Below are 18,738 nucleotides of genomic sequence, written 5' to 3'. Positions count from 1 at the left end.
AATCCTCTAGTTGAACTGGTCGGCGATGCGCTGCGGCACCGGAATCTGGATTTCCAGCAATTGCTGGGCGAATGCCTTGCCTTGCGGATCGATGCGCAGGCTGGCGACACCGCCGCCGCCGAGGGCGTTTTCCAGCAGGAAATTCAGGCTGTGGCTGGCGGGCAAGTACCAGCGCTCGACTCGCCCGTGGACTGGATCGAGGACGTGGCCCATCCAGTCGACGATCACTTCCGGGGTCAAGGCTTCTGCGATCCACGGCAGGAACTCGGGTTCGCGGGCCATGACGCCGATGTTGCTGTGGTTGCCCTTGTCGCCCGAGCGGGCGACCGCCAGTTTGACCAGGGCCACGCTGGCGTCGGCCAGGCCAACCGGTTTCGGTGGTGCGATCGGGGTTGGCAGGGCCAGCGGGTCGAGCACATCCAGGGCGGGCAGGGCACACGAGCGGCGCTGGCCGATGAAATCAATGTCCAGCGTGCAGGCGGTTTTGTCGATCAGGAACGAGAACAGCCGGATCAGCGGATACACGGTCGGCCGGCCACCGACAATGCCGGTCAACCCCGGCGCCATCCCGGTGGCGGCCTGGGCGATTTCCCGGGAGAACACGATCAACGCCTGCTTGTCCGGATGGCGCACCGCGAGTTTGATCACCACTTCGCGGCTGTCCTGACGCTGGCCGTGGGGGCCGTAGGTGGCCTCGCTGCCCAGCAACTCGATACTCACGTCGCTGTACGGCGCCCAGCCGCGCTGGCGGAACATTTCCGAGGTCTTGTTGATGATCGCATCAGCAACCCGCCGCGCCTTGTCGACGGCATCGATGCCGGCGATCAGGCAACTGGCGGTGCAGCGGAAACCATCGGGGTACGTGGCGCTGACCTTGTATTGCGCGGTCGGCGGCAAGCCTTTGGCACCGTGTACCTGCACCGCATTCCTGCCTTGTTGCAGCAGTTTGACCTGAGTGAAATCGCACACCACGTCGGGCAGCAGATACGCCCGCGGGTCGCCGATTTCATACAGCATCTGTTCGCCCACTGTCAGCGGCGTGACCAGCCCGCCGGTACCTTCGGGTTTGCTGACGATGAACTGGCTGTCGGCGCTGACTTCGACGATGGGAAAACCGATGTGTTCGTAGTCGGGCACGTCGCGCCAGTCGGTAAAGTTGCCGCCCGTGCACTGGGCGCCGCATTCGATGATGTGCCCGGCCAATGCCGCCTGGGCGAGCTTGTCGTAGTCGTGCCACGACCAGCCGAACTCGTGCACCAGCGCGGCGCTGACCACCGCACTGTCGACCACGCGCCCGGTGATCACGATGTCCGCCCCCAGGCGCAGGGCTTCGACAATGCCGGGTGCGCCGAGGTAGGCGTTGGTCGAGACACACATCGATGGCAGGGGCGCGCCACTGAACATTTCATGAATGCGCAGGTTGCGCAGCTGTTTGAATTGCGGTTGCAGGTCGTCACCCAGCAACACGGCGATCTTCAGCGCCACCCCGGCCTTGTCGCAGGCCGCTTGCAGGGCGGCGGCGCAGGCTTGGGGATTGACCCCGCCGGCATTACTGATGACCCGAATGTTTTGCTGCGCAAGCTGCGGCAGCAAGGGCGCGAGCACTTCGATGAAGTCGCCCGCATAGCCGGCCTGGGGATCTTTCATCCGCGCGCCGGCCATGATCGACAGGGTGATTTCGGCCAGGTAATCGAAGACCAGATAGTCCAGATGCCCGTGTTCCACCAGCTGCGCGGCAGCGGTCGAGGTATCGCCCCAGAAGGCGCTGGCGCAACCGATGCGAATTGTTTTAGGCGCAGTCCATTCCATAACTACCTCCAACCGAAGTGCATCGACATTACCAAGCAAGCGCTTGGTTTGTAAATGACTTGATTATCTTCTGCCCAAGCGCTTGCTTGGTTGCACCCATACGCTTAAATTGCCCGCGCAACCCCGCTGTTTTCGGGGGGATCGGCGTTATTGATTGAACGACTGTAGGAGAGAACGGGTGGACGAGCAAAAAGCCCTGAGGGTGATGCGCCAATTGGTCGACGACGGCCAACTGACCGACCCGGACAGCGCCCGTGGCAAGCTGCTGCAAGTGGCGGCCCACCTGTTCCGCAATAAAGGCTATGAACGCACGACCGTGCGCGACCTGGCCGGCGCCGTGGGCATTCAGTCCGGAAGCATTTTTCATCACTTCAAGAGCAAGGACGAAATCCTGCGGGCGGTGATGGAGGAGACCATTCTCTACAACACCGCGTTGATGCGAGCGGCCATCGCCGAGGCCGGCAGTGTGCGCGAGCAAGTGCTGGCGCTGATCCGGTGTGAATTGCAGTCGATCATGGGCGGCAGCGGCGAGGCCATGGCCGTGCTGGTCTACGAATGGCGCTCGCTGTCCGAAGAGGGCCAGGCCAAGGTCCTGGCGCTGCGGGACATCTACGAAGACATCTGGCTGCAAGTGTTGGGCGAAGCCAAGAACGCCGGGTTTATCCGCGGCGATGTGTTCATCACCCGCCGCTTCCTGACCGGCGCATTGTCCTGGACCACCACCTGGTTTCGCGCCGGCGGCAGCATGAGCCTCGATCAGTTGGCCGATGAGGCGTTGATTCTGGTGCTGGAAGACCGGCAATAAGCTTGTATTGGCCTACATTAAACTGGCTAACTGGGCGAAACCGCCTAGCTTGAATGCATTGGTACCGTTTTATTGGGGAGTGGGGGCGTTTTCATGGGTTCACCAATTCGGTCAGCCTCGCGGCTTTTGCTGTCGATGTTTGCGGCGTCAGCGATGATGCCGTCCCAGGCTGCGCAACTGGTGCGCATTGGTGCCGCGCACTTTCCGCCTTACACCGTGCGCCCGGAATCCGGGGCCGATACCGGGTTGCTGCCGCAACTGGTCGAGGCCCTGAATGCGTCGCAAACTGACTACCAGTTTATCCTGGTGCCCACTTCCATTCCCCGGCGCTTCGGTGATTTCAAGCAGGGCCGGGTCGACATGGCCATCTTCGAAAATCCCGCCTGGGGTTGGGAAGATATCCCCCATACTGCCGTCGACATGGGCTTGGAGGACGCCGAGATTTTTGTCGCGCAACGCCTGCCCGATCGACAGCAAAGCTATTTTGCCGACCTGAAAGGCAAGCGCCTGGCACTGTTCAGTGGCTATCACTACGAGTTCGCCAACTTCAATGCCGACCCCCTGTACCTCGCGAAAAACTACAACGCCACGCTGACCTATTCCCATGACAGCAATCTGCTGATGGTATTGCGCGACCGGGCCGACATCGCCCTGGTCACGCGTTCGTACCTGAGCGACTACTTCCTGCGCAATGAAAAAGTCGCTGGCGAGTTGCTGGCGTCCCAGCGCGTCGACCAGGTCTATCACCACTACGCCATTCTGCGTCCGACCGCGCCCATCACTGGCGAAGCCTTCGGCAAGCTGTTGCAAGGCTTGCGGGACAATGGCCAGATGTTGAAGATTTTCGAACCGTACAAGATTGCGCTGGTGCCGGTCCAGCGCAACGCACCGGCGCCACAAGCCGCCAAATGATGGTCTTTGCCTAAATTTCCCGCCGTGGCTCACGTCACCTCGTTGAACTGTCGACGATTATCGTGAGCCCGACCCATGTCCGATCTGAATGAACTGACTGCCTTGTGTCTGCCGACAGGCAGTCGTCTTGCCGCTGATGAAACCGATTGCTGCCTGAGCCTCAGCCTGGAAGGGCAACCGTTGCCCGCCCTGCGGCTCAGTCGTGGCCCCGAGTTGCACGTGCAACTGGAGGAGCGTTTCAGGCGCCCCGAAGGGCAGGCATTGTGGGCGGCCTGTTACTGGCTGTTCGCTCGCGACCCCGACTGCCAGTGTCTTACCTGGCAACTGCAAGAGGTGCCGGACGAAGCCGTGTCCGGCGGTCTGCTGATTCCAACTCCCGTCAGCGGCCAGTATCGCTGCGAGCGCACCGTGTTCTGGCAGTTGCCGCAGCCGTGGCTGGGGCATTCCCTGACCGGCAGCTACCCGCAGCAAATGCTCATCACCGACGGCAAGCGTCATCCACGGCGGCCGGTCAAGCCTCGTGGTGAAGTGTATCGACGCTTCGATGCGCGGCTGGGTGCCCGGGTTTCCCTGCGCACGCTGGACATCGAGCAAGACCTGGCACGCTTCAACCGCTGGCAGAACAGCCCGCGAGTCGCCAGTTTCTGGCAGGAGGAGGGCAGCCTCGAACAGCATCGCCAATACCTGAGCAAACTCGAGGCCGACCCGCACACGCTGACGCTGATCGGTTGTTTCGACGATCAGCCCTTCGCTTATTTCGAAGCCTACTGGGCCAGGGAAGATCGCATCTCACCCTTCTACGAGGCCAGCAATTACGACCGTGGCATTCACATGCTGGTGGGGGAAGAAAATCACCGCGGTCCGCACAAGGTGGCGAGCTGGTTATCGGCGCTGGTGCATTACCTGTTTCTCGATGATCCGCGCACCCAGCGCGTGGTTGCCGAGCCCCGTGCCGATAACGCGAAGATGATCGGTTATATGCAGGAACAGCGCTTTCACTGCGAGAAAGAGTTCGACTTCCCGCACAAGCGCGCGGCCTTGATGGTGTTGGGGCGGGAGCGGTTTTTTGACCGCTGTACACTGGCTTGAGGCGTAAGGCTCACGATTTTTGGCGGTCTTGAGTGCCCCATCGCGAGCAGGCTCGCTCCCACATTTACCCTGTGCTCGCAGGACCCTGTGTGCGAGCCTGCTCGCGATGGAGGCGCTGAAAAATCGGATCTTATTGGCGAGCAGCCATATCGCCCCGGTTGCCCGACACCTTGCGGCAGTGCACCAGCGCATCACGGATCATGAAGTTCACCAGGGTCGGCGAGACGCCGAGTTCCTTGGCGATGTCCTTTTGCGGTACGCCGTGCAGGCGATACATCTCGAAGGCGTAGCGGGTGCGGCTCGGCAACTCGGTCAACGCATCGGCAATGTGCTCCAGCGTCGAAAAATTGATGTGCGAGGTTTCCGGCGACGCACCCTGAATCACCACATTCAGCCCTTCCTCTTCAGGACCGGAATACTTCTGCTCCAGCGCCTGCTTGCGGTAGTGGTCGATCGCCAGGTTGCGCACGATCTGGAACAGGTAGCTGAGCTGAGCCTTGATCGAACTGGTGATGGGCGGGGCCGATTGCAGCCGGAAGAATGCGTCCTGCACAACATCTTCGGCACGTGAGCGGCAACCGGTAATTCGGGCTGCGATCTTCACCAGAATCAGTCGATTGTCGACGAATGCCTGAAGTAGCGGTGTATCGCACCTGCTTGTGGATACTGGTTCCATCATGGAAATCACCCTGCTGCCAAAAGGTTAGTGGGACGGCGAAAAACCGGGGGGCGTCCTACACATCGAGCGACAAATTAGGCTTAATGATAATGATTGTCAAATGAGAAAAAGAATTAATGCGCTGCAGCGATGCAGAGTGAGAACTGCGACACGCTGACTCACTTCACACCTCTTTGTGTTCCAGCCTGGCGACTAATTATCTCCAGACGTCATCCGTTCTCATTGGTGAATGCAACAGCGCAATCCTCATACCCCCTGTAGGAGCGAGCTTGCTCGCGATGGGCTCACCGGCGCCGCGTTTATCCAATGGCAACGCGTCATCGTTAACGTCCATCGCGAGCAAGCTCGCTCCTACAGCCGAAATCAGGCAGGAAACCTCATGACCGACGCGTTCGAACTCCCCAGCACAATGGTCCAAGCCCTTCAGCGCCGCGCGGCCCTGACGCCGGATCGGGTGGCCCTGCGCTTTCTCGCCGAGACCCCGGACCAGGCTGTGGTGCTCAGCTATCGCGAACTTGACCTGCGGGCGCGGACGATTGCCGGAGCGTTGCAGGCGCAGGCGGATGTCGGCGACCGCGCGGTGTTGCTGTTCCCCAGCGGCCCGGATTACGTCGCGGCATTCTTCGGTTGCCTGTACGCGGGCGTGATCGCGGTGCCGGCCTATCCGCCGGAGTCGGCACGGCGTCATCACCAGGAACGCCTGCTGTCGATCATCGGCGATGCCCAGCCGCGCTTGCTGCTGACCGGTGCCGGGTTACGCGATGGATTGCAGCAGATCGAAGGGGCGCCGCCGCTGCTGTGTGTCGATACCCTCGACGGTGCGCTGGCCGAACGCTGGGTCGCGGTGGACTTGCAGGACGATCACATCGCCTTCCTGCAATACACCTCCGGTTCCACCGCGCTGCCCAAAGGTGTGCAAGTCAGCCACGGCAATCTGGTGGCCAACGAGTTGCTGATTCGCCACGGTTTCGGCATTGACCTGAACCCCGACGACGTCATCGTCAGCTGGCTGCCGCTGTACCACGACATGGGCCTGATCGGCGGCCTGTTGCAGCCGATTTTCAGCGGCGTGCCTTGCGTGTTGATGTCCCCGGCGTACTTCCTCGGCCGGCCGTTGCGCTGGCTGGAGGCTATCAGTGAATACGGCGGCACCATCAGCGGCGGGCCGGATTTCGCCTATCGCTTGTGCAGTGAGCGAGTCAGCGAGTCGGCCCTGGAGCGGCTCGACCTGAGTGGCTGGCGCGTGGCGTATTCCGGTTCCGAGCCGATTCGCCTCGACACCCTGGAGCGCTTCGCCGGGAAGTTCGCGACCTGCGGCTTCACCGCGGACAGTTTCATGGCCTCCTACGGTCTGGCCGAAGCCACCTTGTTCGTGGCCGGCACCGCGCGCGGCCAAGGCATCGGTAACCTGCGGGTGGACGATCAGGCCCTGGCGCAGAACCGTGTCGAAGCGGGCGAGGGCAGCCCGATCATGAGTTGCGGTATCAGCCAACCGGCGCACGCGGTACTGATCATCGACCCGGTCTTGCTCAGCGAACAGGCCGACAACGTTGTCGGCGAAGTCTGGGCCAGCGGGCCGAGCATCGCCTCAGGCTACTGGCGCAACCCCGAGGCGTCGGCCAAGACCTTTGTCCGGCACGCCGGGCAGACCTGGCTGCGCACCGGGGACCTGGGTTTCCTGCGCAACGGCGAGCTGTTCATCACCGGGCGCCTGAAGGACATGCTGATCGTGCGCGGGCACAACCTGTACCCGCAGGACATCGAGCAGACCGTCGAGCGCGAAGTGGAAGTGGTGCGCAAAGGCCGGGTTGCCGCCTTCGCCGTCACGGTTGACGGTCAGGAAGGCATCGGCATCGCTGCCGAAATCAGCCGTAGCGTGCAGAAAATCCTGCCGCCCGAATCCTTGATAAAAGCCATTCGCCAAGCTGTTGCCGAGGCGTATCAGCAAGCACCGAGCGTGGTGGTGTTGCTCAATCCGGGCGCGCTGCCCAAGACCTCCAGCGGTAAATTGCAGCGCTCGGCGTGTCGCAATCGTCTGGCTGACGGCAGTCTCGACAGCTACGCGATGTTCCCGTCGGCCGCCACCGAAAGTGCAGGCCAGATCGAGTCGGGCTCCGAGCTGCAAAGCCTGATCGGCCAGATCTGGTGTGAGCAGTTGCAGGTGGGGCAGGTGGGTGCCGACGATCATTTCTTCCTGCTCGGCGGCAACTCCATCGCGGCGACGCAAGTGGTGGCGCGCCTGCGTGAAGAGCTCGGTCTGGAGTTGAACCTGCGCCTGCTGTTTGAAGCCCCGACCCTCGGTGCATTCGCCGATGTCGTGGCCTGCCAGCAACAGGACGGTGGCCTGGCCCAGGGCGCGATCACGGCGTTGTCGCGCCAGCAACCGATGCCGCAATCCCTGGCACAAAACCGTCTGTGGATCACCTGGCAACTCGACCCGCACAGCAGCGCCTACAACATTCCCGGCGGCTTGCGCCTGCGCGGCGAACTGGATGAGGAGGCATTGCGCGCCAGTTTCCAGCAGTTGATCGAGCGTCACGAATCCCTGCGCACGCGATTCTTCGAGCGTGACGGCGTGGCGCTGCAACAGGTCGTTGCGGCTGCCGGGTTCAATCTGCAATTGATCGACATCAGCGACCTGCCGGCCGCCGAGCGTGAGGCCCGGGCGCGGCAGATCCGCGAGGACGAAGCGCGGACCCAATTCGATCTGGAGAAAGGCCCGCTGCTGTGGGTGACGCTGGTTCGCCTCGACGACGAAGACCATCAGTTGCTGGTGACGATGCACCACATCATCGCTGACGGCTGGTCGCTGAATGTGCTGATCGACGAGTTCTCTCGGTTGTACGCAGCGGCGACCCAAGGCCAGCAAGCGCTGCTGGCGCCATTGCCGACGCAGTACGCAGACTACGGCAGCTGGCAACGGCAATGGCTGGCGCAAGGGGAAGGCGAGCGGCAACTGGCCTATTGGAAGGATTGCTTGGGTGATGAGCATCCGCCCCTGAGCCTGGCCACCGATCATCCACGTTCTGCCCAACAACTGCACAGCGCCGCTCGCCACACCGTGCGTCTGGGCACAGCCCTGAGCGATGCGATTCGGCAGACCGCGCGGGCCCATGAATCGACTTCATTCATGCTGTTGCTGACTGTGTTCCAGACCTTGTTGCATCGCTATAGCGGCCAACGAGATATCCGCATCGGCGTGCCCAATGCCAACCGTCCGCGCCTGGAAACCCAGGGCCTGATCGGTTTCTTCATCAATACCCTGGTGCTGCGTGCCGAGGTGGACTCGCGCCTGCCATTCGTTGAGCTGCTGGCGCAGACCCGGCAAGCCGCATTGGGTGCGCAAGCCCATCAGGACCTGCCATTCGAGCAACTGCTGGAAGCCTTCCCGCAGGCCCGCGAGCAGGGCCTGTTCCAGGTCATGTTCAACCATCAGCAACGGGACCTCAGCGCCTTGAAGCGCTTGCCGGGGCTGTTGGCTGAAGAGCTGCCGTGGCATAGCCGCGAAGCCAAGTTCGATTTGCAGTTGCACAGCGAAGAAGACCGCAACGGTCGCCTGACCGTGTCCTTCGACTACGCCAGCGAATTGTTCGAGGCCGCGACCATCGAGCGCCTGGCCGAGCATTTCAGTAACCTGCTGCGCGCTGTCTGCGAGCAACCGGACACCACCATTGGTGACCTGCCACTGTTGACGGCCGCCGAACACCTTCAGCAATCAGACTGGGCCACCGTACCCTGCGCAGCGGCCAGCCAATGGCTACCGGAATGGCTCAACGAGCAGGCACGCCAGACCCCGCAGCGCACCGCGATGATGTGGGACGGCGGCCAGATGGACTTCGCCGAGCTGCACACCCGGGCCAACCGTCTGGCGCATTATCTGCGCGACAAAGGCGTCGGCCCGGACGTCTGCGTGGCCATCGCCTGCGAGCGTTCGCCGCAACTGCTGATCGGCCTGCTGGCGATCATCAAGGCCGGTGGCGCCTACGTACCGCTGGATCCGGATTACCCCGCCGAGCGCCTGGCCTACATGCTCAGCGACAGCGGTGTTGAATTGCTGCTGACGCAAACCCGATTGCTTGAGCGCCTGCCAGCGACTGACGGCGTCAGCGTGATCGCCATGGATGCCCTGCATCTGGAGAATTGGCCGAGCCATGCGCCAGGGCTGCATCTGCACGGCGACAACCTCGCCTATGTGATTTACACCTCCGGTTCCACCGGCCAGCCCAAAGGCGTCGGCAACACCCACGCCGCGCTGGCCGAGCGCCTGCAATGGATGCAGGACACTTACCGCCTGAACGAAACCGATGTGCTGATGCAAAAGGCGCCGATCAGTTTCGACGTGTCGGTGTGGGAGTGCTTCTGGCCGCTGATCACTGGCGCGCGTTTGCTGATCGCCGGCCCCGGTGAACACCGCGATCCGCACCGCATCGCGCAGCTGGTGCAAGCCTACGGCGTGACCACGTTGCACTTCGTGCCGCCGCTGCTTTCGTTGTTCATCGAAGAACCGCTCAGCGCTGAATGCACCAGCCTGCGCCGGCTGTTCTCCGGGGGCGAAGCCTTGCCGGCGGAGCTGCGCAACCGGGTGCTGATGCAACTGCCGACAGTGCAATTACACAACCGCTACGGCCCGACCGAAACCGCGATCAACGTCACCCACTGGCATTGCTCCAGCGCCGATGGCGAACGCTCGCCGATTGGCCGGCCATTGGGCAACGTGATCTGCCGCGTGCTCGACAGCGATTTGAATCCCGTGCCGGCCGGCGTGCCGGGTGAGCTGTGCATCAGCGGCGTTGGTTTAGCTCGTGGTTACCTCGGTCGCCCCGCGTTGACCGCCGAACGCTTCGTGGTCGATCCGTCGGGCGAGCCGGGCGCACGCCTGTATCGCACCGGCGACCGGGCACGCTGGACGGCCAACGGCGTGATCGAATACCTCGGTCGTCTCGATCAGCAGGTCAAGTTGCGCGGGTTCCGCGTTGAACCGGAGGAAATCCAGGCGCGGCTGTTGGCCCAGGACGGCGTTGCGCAAGCCGTGGTGCTGGTACGCGACACCGTGGCCGGGGCGCAGTTGATCGGTTATTACACCGCAGCGAGCAATGCCGGGGACGAAGCCGAGCAAACCGCCCGCCTGAAAAACGCATTGGCCGCCGAACTGCCGGAATACATGGTGCCGGCGCAACTGATGCGCCTGGAACAAATGCCCCTCGGCCCGAGCGGCAAACTCAACCGTCGCGCCTTGCCGGAACCGCAGTGGCAGGTGCGCGAACACGCCGAGCCAGAGACTGAACTGGAGCAAACCATCGCCGGTATCTGGCGCGAAGTGCTGGGTTTGGCGCAAGTCGGTTTGCGCGATGATTTCTTTGCCCTCGGCGGCCACTCGCTGCTGGCCACGCAAATCATCTCCCGCACCCGCCAGGCCTGCGACGTCGAGTTGCCGCTGCGGGCGCTGTTCGAACACAGCGAGCTTGGTGCGTTTGCCGAACAGGTTCGCCTGATCCAGGCCAGCGGCAGCACCAATAAACAGCCGCCCATTGAAAAAGTCGACCGCAGCCAGCCGGTGCCGTTGTCCTATTCCCAGCAGCGCATGTGGTTCCTCTGGCAGATGGAGCCCGACAGCCCGGCCTACAACGTCGGCGGCATGGCGCGGCTGCGCGGCGTGCTCGACGTGGCGCGTTTCGAAGCCGCGCTGCAAACCCTGATCCTGCGTCACGAAACCCTGCGCACCACGTTCCCGAGCATCGACGGTGTCGCCCGCCAGCAAGTACACGCGCAAACTGGCGTGCGCATGGCGTGGAAGGATTTCACCGCGCTGGATGCCGAAGTCCGAGAATGGCAGGTCCAGCAACTGGCCGACGACGAAGCGCACCAGCCGTTCGATCTGGAAACCGGACCTTTGCTGCGCGCCTGCCTGGTCAAGACCGCCGAACAGGAACACTACTTCGTTCTGACCCTGCACCACATCGTCACCGAAGGTTGGGCGATGGACATTTTTGCCCGGGAACTCAGCGCGCTGTACGAAGCGTTCGTCGATGATCGTGAGTCACCGCTGGCGCCGTTGCCGGTGCAGTACCTGGATTACAGCGTGTGGCAGCGTCAGTGGCTGGAGTCCGGCGAGCGTCAGCGCCAGCTCGATTACTGGACCGCGCAACTGGGCCGCGAACACCCATTGCTGGAGTTGCCGGCCGACCGTCCGCGCCCGCCGGTGCAAAGCCATCAGGGTGAGTTGTATCGTTTTGACCTGAGCGATGAGCTCGCGGCAAAGGTCCGCGCCTTCAACGCGCAAAACGGCCTGACCCTGTTCATGACCATGACTGCCACCCTGGCGACGCTGCTGTACCGCTACAGCGGCCAGACCGATCTGCGCATCGGCGCGCCGGTGGCCAACCGCATTCGTCCGGAAAGCGAAGGGCTGATTGGCGCGTTCCTCAACACCCAAGTGCTGCGCTGCCGGCTCGACGGGCAGATGTCCGTGGGCGAGTTGTTCGAGCAGGTGCGCCACACGGTGATCGAAGGCCAGTCCCATCAGGACCTGCCGTTCGATCATCTGGTGGAAGCCTTGCAACCACCGCGTAGCGCGGCCTACAACCCGTTGTTCCAGGTGATGTGCAACGTGCAGCGCTGGGAGTTCCAGCAAAGCCGCAGCTTGGCCGGCATGACGGTCGAGTACCTGGCCAACGATGCCCGCGCGACCAAGTTCGATCTCAACCTGGAGGTCACCGACCTCGACCATCGCCTGGGTTGCTGCCTGACCTACAGCACCGATCTGTTCGACGAGCCGCGCATCGCGCGCATGGCCGGGCATTGGCGCAACCTGCTGGAGGCGCTGATTGCCGACCCGCAGCAGCGCTTGAGCGAACTGCCGCTGCTGGAGAGTGGCGAACAACAACATCTGCTCGATAGCCTCGGCGTCGCGCCGGGCGAACACCGGCTGGATCAGTGCATCCATCACCTGTTCGCCGAGCAAGCCTTGACGCGCAAAGACGCTCCGGCCCTGACCTTCGCCGGGCAGACTTTGAGCTACGCCGAACTCGACAGCCGCGCCAACCGCCTGGCCTGGATGCTGCGCGAGCGTGGCGTCGGGCCGCAGGTGCGCGTGGGCCTGGCACTGCAGCGCTCGCTGGAGATGGTCGTCGGCCTGCTGGCGATCCTCAAGGCCGGCGGCGCCTATGTGCCGCTGGATCCGGAGTACCCGCTGGACCGCTTGCATTACATGATCGAAGACAGCGGCATTGGATTGCTGCTCAGTGATGCAGCGATGTTCAAAGCCCTGGGTGAAGTGCCGCCGACGGTGGGTCGCTGGTGCCTGGAAGAAGACGCGGAAAAACTGATCGATTACCCGGCCACCGAGCTGCCGCTGATCAGCCTGCCGCAGCATCAGGCCTACCTGATCTATACCTCGGGCTCGACCGGCAAACCGAAAGGCGTGGTGGTGTCCCACGGCGAAATCGCCATGCACTGCCGCGCGGTGATCGAGCGTTTTGGCATGCGCCCGGACGATTGCGAACTGCACTTCTATTCGATCAACTTCGACGCCGCCACCGAGCGATTGCTGGTGCCGTTGCTCAGCGGTGCGCAGGTGGTGCTGCGGGCTCAAGGGCAGTGGGACGCAGAAGAAATCTGTGGCCTGATCCGTCGTCATCACATCAACGTCCTCGGTTTCACGCCAAGCTACGGCGGCCAGTTGGCGCAATGGCTGGCAACGCAAAATGAAACCCTGCCGGTGCGCATGATCATCACCGGCGGCGAAGCGCTGACCGGTGATCACCTGGCGCGCATTCGCGCAGCCTTCCAGCCGAGCCGGTTCTTCAACGCCTACGGCCCGACCGAAACCGTGGTCATGCCGCTGGCCGGTCTTGCCCCTGAAGTACTGGAAGAGGGTGCCGGCAGCGTACCGATCGGCAGCGTGATCGGCGACCGCGTGGCCTACATTCTCGACGCCGACCTGGCGTTGGTGCCGCAAGGCGCGACGGGCGAGTTGTACGTCGGTGGTGCGGGCCTGGCCCAGGGGTATCACCAGCGTCCGGGCATGACCGCGGAGCGCTTTGTCGCCGATCCGTTTGTCGCCAGCGGCGGGCGTATCTACCGTACCGGCGACCTGGTGCGCCAGCGCGCCGACGGCCTGGTGGAATACCTCGGACGCATCGACCATCAAGTGAAGATCCGCGGCTTCCGCATCGAGCTCGGTGAAATCGAAACCCGTCTGCTGGAGCACGAATCGATCCGTGAAGCGGTGGTGCTGGCGCTCGATGTCCCGAGCGGCAAGCAACTGGTCGGCTATCTGGTGACTGACGTCGCCGGACAGAATGAAGCGCAGCAATCGGCCTTGCGCGAAGCTCTCAAGGCGCATCTGAAATCGCAACTGCCAGACTACATGGTGCCCACGCACCTGATCCTGCTGGCCAGCATGCCGCTGACCACCAACGGCAAGCTCGATCGTCGCGCACTGCCTGCACCGGACCCGGAGCTGAACCGTCAACACTACGTGGCGCCGAGCAACGAGCTTGAAATCACGCTGGCGCAGATCTGGTGCGAAGTGCTGAACGTCGGGCAGGTTGGCCTCAACGACAATTTCTTCGAACTGGGTGGCGACTCGATTCTGTCGATTCAGGTGGTCAGCCGGGCGCGGCAGCAGGGCATTCACTTCAGCCCCCGTGACCTGTTCCAGCACCAGACTGTGCAGACCCTCGCCGCCGTGGCCACTCGCAGCGAGCAGGTCAGCGCCGAGCAAGGCTTGATTATGGGCGAGTCGCGACTGACGCCGATCCAGCACTGGTTCTTCGACACCGACATCCCGCACCGCCAGCACTGGAACCAGGCGCTGTTGCTGCAACCGACTGTCGCCCTGGAACCTCATCGCCTGGAGCAAGCGCTGCTGGCGGTGATCGAACAGCACGATGCCTTGCGCCTGCGGTTCAACAAGGTCGCCGGTCAGTGGCAGGCCATGCACCAGGGGATTTGCGATGCGCCGGTGTTGCGGCTGGTGCGCGTTTCGTCCATGGACAAATGCACGGCCTTGTTCGCCGATGCCCAGCGCAGCCTCGACCTGGAACAAGGGCCGTTGCTGCGCGTGTTGCTGGTCGATGGTCCCGAGGGCCAGCAACGGCTGTTCATCGCGATTCACCATTTGGTGGTCGATGGCGTTTCATGGCGCGTGCTGCTGGACGATCTGCAAACCGTGTATCGCCAACTGGACGCGCGGCAGTCGGTGAAACTGCCGGCGAAAACCAGCGCCTTCAAGGACTGGGCTGCACGTTTGCAGGCCTACGCCGGCAGCGAATCCCTGCGTGAAGAACTGGGCTGGTGGCAGGCTCACCTGGCCGGACCCACTGCCGATTTGCCCTGCGATCACCCCGAAGGCGGGCGGCAGAACCGGCATGCACAAACCGTCAGCGTGCGCCTCGACAGCGAGCGTACCCGGCAGTTGCTGCAACAGGCACCGAGTGCCTATCGCACCCAGGTCAACGACTTGCTGCTGACCGCATTGGCCCGCGTGCTGTGCCGCTGGAGCGGTCAGCCATCGGCGCTGATTCAACTGGAAGGCCACGGTCGCGAAGCGCTGTTCGACGAGATCGACCTGACCCGCACCGTCGGCTGGTTCACCAGCGCCTATCCCCTGCGCCTGACCCCGTCGAACGTTGAAGAAGCCGCCGGGCAGGGTGCGTCGATCAAGGCGATCAAGGAGCAACTGCGTGCCGTGCCGCACAAAGGCCTGGGTTATGGCGTGCTGCGCTACCTCGCCGATGACCAGAGTCGCCAGCGCATGGCCGGGTTGCCGGTGGCGCCGATCACCTTCAACTACCTCGGCCAGTTTGACCAGAGTTTCGGGGCGGACGCGCTGTTCCATCCACTGGATGAAGCCATCGGCGCGGCCCACGATGCCAATGCCCCGCTGCCCAACGAGTTGAGCGTCGACGGTCAGGTATATGGCGGTGAACTGGTGCTGCGCTGGACGTTCAGCGCCGAACGCTTCGATCCGCAAACCATCGACGAGTTGGCGGACGCTTACCTCGGTGAACTGCAAAGTCTTATCGAACATTGCCTGCGCGATGACGCGGGTGGCCTGACGCCGTCGGACTTCCCCCTGGCGAATCTCAGCCAGACACAACTGGATTCGCTGCCGGTCCCGGCCGCCGCCATCGAAGACGTCTACCCGCTAACCCCGATGCAGGAAGGCATGCTCTTGCACACCTTGCTGGAGCCGGGTACCGGCCTGTACTACATGCAGGACCGCTACCGCATCAACAGCGAACTCGACCCGCAGCGTTTCGCCCAGGCCTGGCAAGCGGTGATCGCCCGCCACGAAGCGTTGCGCGCGTCGTTCTGCTGGAACGTCGGCGAAGACATGCTGCAAGTGATCCACAAACCGGGTAGCACGCCGATCGAATACCTCGACTGGCGCGATCTCGCCGAAGCCGACCAAGAACCGAAGCTGCAACTTTTGCTCAAGTCCGAGCGCGAAGCCGGGTTCGATCTGCTCAACCAGGCACCCTTCCAGTTGCGTTTGATCCGTGTGGGGGAGGCGCGCTACTGGTTCATGATGAGCAACCACCACATCCTCATCGATGCCTGGTGCCGTTCGCTGCTGATGAATGATTTCTTCGAGATCTACAGCGCCCTCGGCGAAGGCCGGGAAGCGCAGTTGGAGGTGCCGCCACGTTATCGCGACTACATCGGCTGGTTGCAGCATCAGAGCCTGGCCGAAGCGCGGCAGTGGTGGAAAACCAACCTGCAGGGTTTCGAACGGACCACACCGATCCCGAGCGACCGGCCATTGCTGCGCGAACATGCCGGCGACAGCGGCGGCATGATCGTCGGCGACCGCTACACAAGACTCGATGCCCGTGACGGCGCGCAACTGCGCGAACTGGCCCAGGCCCATCAGCTGACCATCAATACTTTCGTCCAGGCGGCGTGGGCGCTGGTGCTGCGGCGCTTGAGCGGTGATCGCGATGTGCTGTTCGGCGTCACCGTGGCCGGGCGTCCGGTGGACATGCCGCAGATGCAGCGCACCGTCGGCCTGTTCATCAACAGCATAGCGCTGCGGGTGAATATGCCCGAGGACGGCCAGCGTTGCAGCGTGCGCCAGTGGCTCGGCGGTCTGCTCGACCACAACATGCAGCTGCGTGAATACGAATACCTGCCGCTGGTGAACATCCAGGAGCAAAGCGAACTGCCCAAGGGCCAGCCGCTGTTCGACAGCCTGTTCGTGTTCGAAAACGCCCCTGTGGAAGTCTCGGTGCTGGACCGTGCGCAGAGCCTCAACGCGACCTCGGATTCGGGCCGGACCCACACCAATTTCCCGCTCACGGCGGTGTGCTATCCGGGGGATGACCTGGGCTTGCACCTGTCCTACGACCAGCGCTACTTCGATGAGGCCACGGTCGAGCGCATGCTCGGTGAGTTCAAGCGTTTGCTGCTGGCGTTGGTGGAGGGTTTCCATGGCGACATGGCCGATCTGCCGCTGCTGGGGGCCGAGGAGCGAGACTTCCTCATCCATGGCTGCAACCAGAGCGAACAGGATTACCCGCTGGAGCAGAGCTACGTTGCACTGTTTGAATCCCGGGTCGCCCGGCACCCGCAGCGGATTGCCGCCAGTTGTCTGGACCGGCAGTGCAGTTATCTGGAGCTTAACCAACGCAGCAACCGCCTCGGTCATGCGTTGATCGCCGCCGGTGTCGGTCGTGATCAACCGGTAGCCTTGTTGGCCGAACGCAGCCTCGATTTGCTGGGCATGATCATTGGCAGCTTCAAGGCGGGGGCGGGTTACTTGCCGCTGGACCCGGGTTTGCCGAGTCAGCGTCTGAGCCGGATCATCGATCTGAGTCGCACGCCATTGCTGGTGTGCACGCAAGCCTGTCGTGAGCAGGCGCAGGCCTTGCTTGAGGAGTTCGGCAGCACCAGCCGACCACGGCTGCTGGTCTGGGAGGACGTCCAGGCCCTTGCGCTGTCGGCGGACAATCCAGGTATCTACAGCGACCCGGACAATCTCGCCTATGTGATCTACACCTCCGGCTCCACCGGTTTGCCCAAAGGCGTGATGGTCGAACAGCGCGGCATGCTCAACAACCAGTTGAGCAAGGTGCCGTACCTGAACCTGAGCGACGCCGACGTGATCGCCCAAACCGCTTCGCAAAGCTTCGATATTTCCGTGTGGCAGTTCCTCGCCGCGCCGTTGTTCGGCGCACGGGTGGACATCGTGCCGAACACCATCGCCCACGATCCGCAAGGCTTGCTGGCCCATGTGCAGAGCCAGGGCATCAGCGTGCTGGAAAGCGTGCCGTCGCTGATCCAGGGCATGCTCGCCCAGGAACGCATGAGCCTCGACGGCTTGCGCTGGATGCTGCCGACGGGTGAGGCGATGCCACCGGAACTGGCGCATCAATGGTTGCTGCGCTATCCGCAGATCGGGCTGGTGAATGCCTACGGTCCAGCGGAGTGCTCGGATGATGTGGCGTTCTTCCGTGTTGATATGGCGTCGACTCGCGGCAGCTACCTGCCGATCGGTACGCCGACCGACAACAACAAGTTGTACCTGCTCGACGGAGCGCTGGAACCGGTGCCGCTCGGCGCGGTGGGGGAGTTGTGCGTGGCGGGGACCGGGGTCGGTCGCGGCTATGTCAGCGATCCGCTGCGCACGGCACCGGTGTTTGTGCCGAACCCGTTCGGTGCACCGGGTGAGCGCCTGTATCGCACCGGCGACCTGGCCCGTCGTCGCAGTGACGGCGTACTGGAGTACGTCGGTCGCATCGACCATCAGGTGAAGATCCGCGGTTATCGCATCGAATTGGGCGAAATCGAGGCTCGCCTGCATGAACAACCGCAAGTCCGCGATGCAGCGGTCGGTGTACAGGAGGGGGCGAACGGCAAGCACCTGGTCGGCTATCTGGTGGCGGTCGATTCAGTGCTCAATCCGGCTGAACGCCTGGAGCGCATCCAGCAACGCCTGCGTGCCGAACTGCCGGAATACATGGTGCCGCTGCACTGGCTGTGGCTGGACAAGCTGCCGCTCAACGCCAATGGCAAATTGGACCGCAAGGCCCTGCCGGCGCTGGAGATCGGCCAACTGCAACGTCAGGATTACCAGGCGCCACGCAATGAGCTGGAGCAGAGCCTGGCAGACATTTGGGCCGAAGTATTGAAGGTCGAGCAGGTAGGCGTTCGCGACAACTTCTTCGAGTTGGGCGGGCATTCGCTGCTGGCCACGCAAATCGCCTCGCGGGTGCAGAAAGCCCTGCAACGGGATGTGCCGTTGCGGGCGATGTTCGAGTGCAGCACGGTGGAAGAGTTGGCCCGGTACATCGACGGGTTGGCGGTGAGCGAACTCACCGAGGAGAAGGTGGATCGCTTGAATGACCTGATGGCGGAGCTGGAGGGGCTTTGATCCTTTAGCGTCAGTACCGGCCCCATCGCGGGCAAGTTAGGTGGTGTACTCATGGTCGGTGAACAC

Annotated in this window: 6 protein-coding genes; 4 read left to right on the top strand and 2 right to left on the bottom strand. The window is 63.0% G+C overall.

Going from position 1 to position 18,738, the window contains the following annotated elements; genetic code table 11:
* Nucleotides 1-6: 6 nt before the first annotated feature.
* Entirely contained in the window at nt 7-1,809 is a 1,803-nt protein-coding gene (locus ACM6J5_RS16520; RefSeq protein WP_414928984.1) for an acyclic terpene utilization AtuA family protein, read from the bottom strand.
* Between the two features lie 178 nt (nt 1,810-1,987).
* Here ACM6J5_RS16520 and ACM6J5_RS16515 point away from each other — a divergent pair, with 178 nt between their 5' ends.
* From ACM6J5_RS16515 to ACM6J5_RS16505, 3 genes are all read left to right on the top strand, one after another.
* On the top strand, nt 1,988-2,614 hold the full coding sequence (locus ACM6J5_RS16515; protein WP_095946259.1) for a TetR/AcrR family transcriptional regulator: 627 nt from the start codon (nt 1,988-1,990) through the stop codon (nt 2,612-2,614).
* Nucleotides 2,615-2,707: 93 nt separating this feature from the next.
* Nucleotides 2,708-3,526, top strand: a complete 819-nt coding sequence (locus ACM6J5_RS16510; RefSeq protein WP_095946260.1) for a substrate-binding periplasmic protein — start codon at nt 2,708-2,710, stop codon at nt 3,524-3,526.
* Between the two features lie 75 nt (nt 3,527-3,601).
* Nucleotides 3,602-4,615, top strand: coding sequence for a GNAT family N-acetyltransferase (locus ACM6J5_RS16505; RefSeq protein ID WP_095946261.1), 1,014 nt, complete (start codon nt 3,602-3,604; stop codon nt 4,613-4,615).
* A 130-nt stretch (nt 4,616-4,745) separates the two neighbouring features.
* Here ACM6J5_RS16505 and ACM6J5_RS16500 read toward each other — a convergent pair whose 3' ends face one another.
* Entirely contained in the window at nt 4,746-5,294 is a 549-nt protein-coding gene (locus ACM6J5_RS16500; RefSeq protein ID WP_095946262.1) for an RNA polymerase factor sigma-70, read from the bottom strand.
* 379 nt (nt 5,295-5,673) lie between these two features.
* On the opposite strand from ACM6J5_RS16500, the gene ACM6J5_RS16495 reads away from it, so the two are divergent.
* A complete protein-coding gene (locus ACM6J5_RS16495; protein WP_414928983.1) occupies nt 5,674-18,672 on the top strand; it encodes a non-ribosomal peptide synthetase in 12,999 nt (4,332 codons plus the stop codon).
* Nucleotides 18,673-18,738: the final 66 nt, after the last annotated feature.

Source organism: Pseudomonas sp. IT-P74 (assembly GCF_949768175.1).
Taxonomy (GTDB): Bacteria; Pseudomonadota; Gammaproteobacteria; order Pseudomonadales; family Pseudomonadaceae; genus Aquipseudomonas.
The sequence above is the reverse complement of the archived record's forward strand: the minus strand, read 5'-3'. Positions and strand labels throughout refer to the sequence as shown.

Bases quoted from the DNA above. Each gene is read 5' to 3' on its own strand.
- ACM6J5_RS16510 (WP_095946260.1), top strand. From the start codon at position 2,708: ATGGGTTCACCAATTCGGTCAGCCTCGCGGCTTTTGCTGTCGATGTTT.
- ACM6J5_RS16500 (WP_095946262.1), bottom strand. From the start codon at position 5,294: ATGATGGAACCAGTATCCACAAGCAGGTGCGATACACCGCTACTTCAG.
- ACM6J5_RS16495 (WP_414928983.1), top strand. From the start codon at position 5,674: ATGACCGACGCGTTCGAACTCCCCAGCACAATGGTCCAAGCCCTTCAG.
- ACM6J5_RS16505 (WP_095946261.1), top strand. From the start codon at position 3,602: ATGTCCGATCTGAATGAACTGACTGCCTTGTGTCTGCCGACAGGCAGT.
- ACM6J5_RS16520 (WP_414928984.1), bottom strand. From the start codon at position 1,809: ATGGAATGGACTGCGCCTAAAACAATTCGCATCGGTTGCGCCAGCGCC.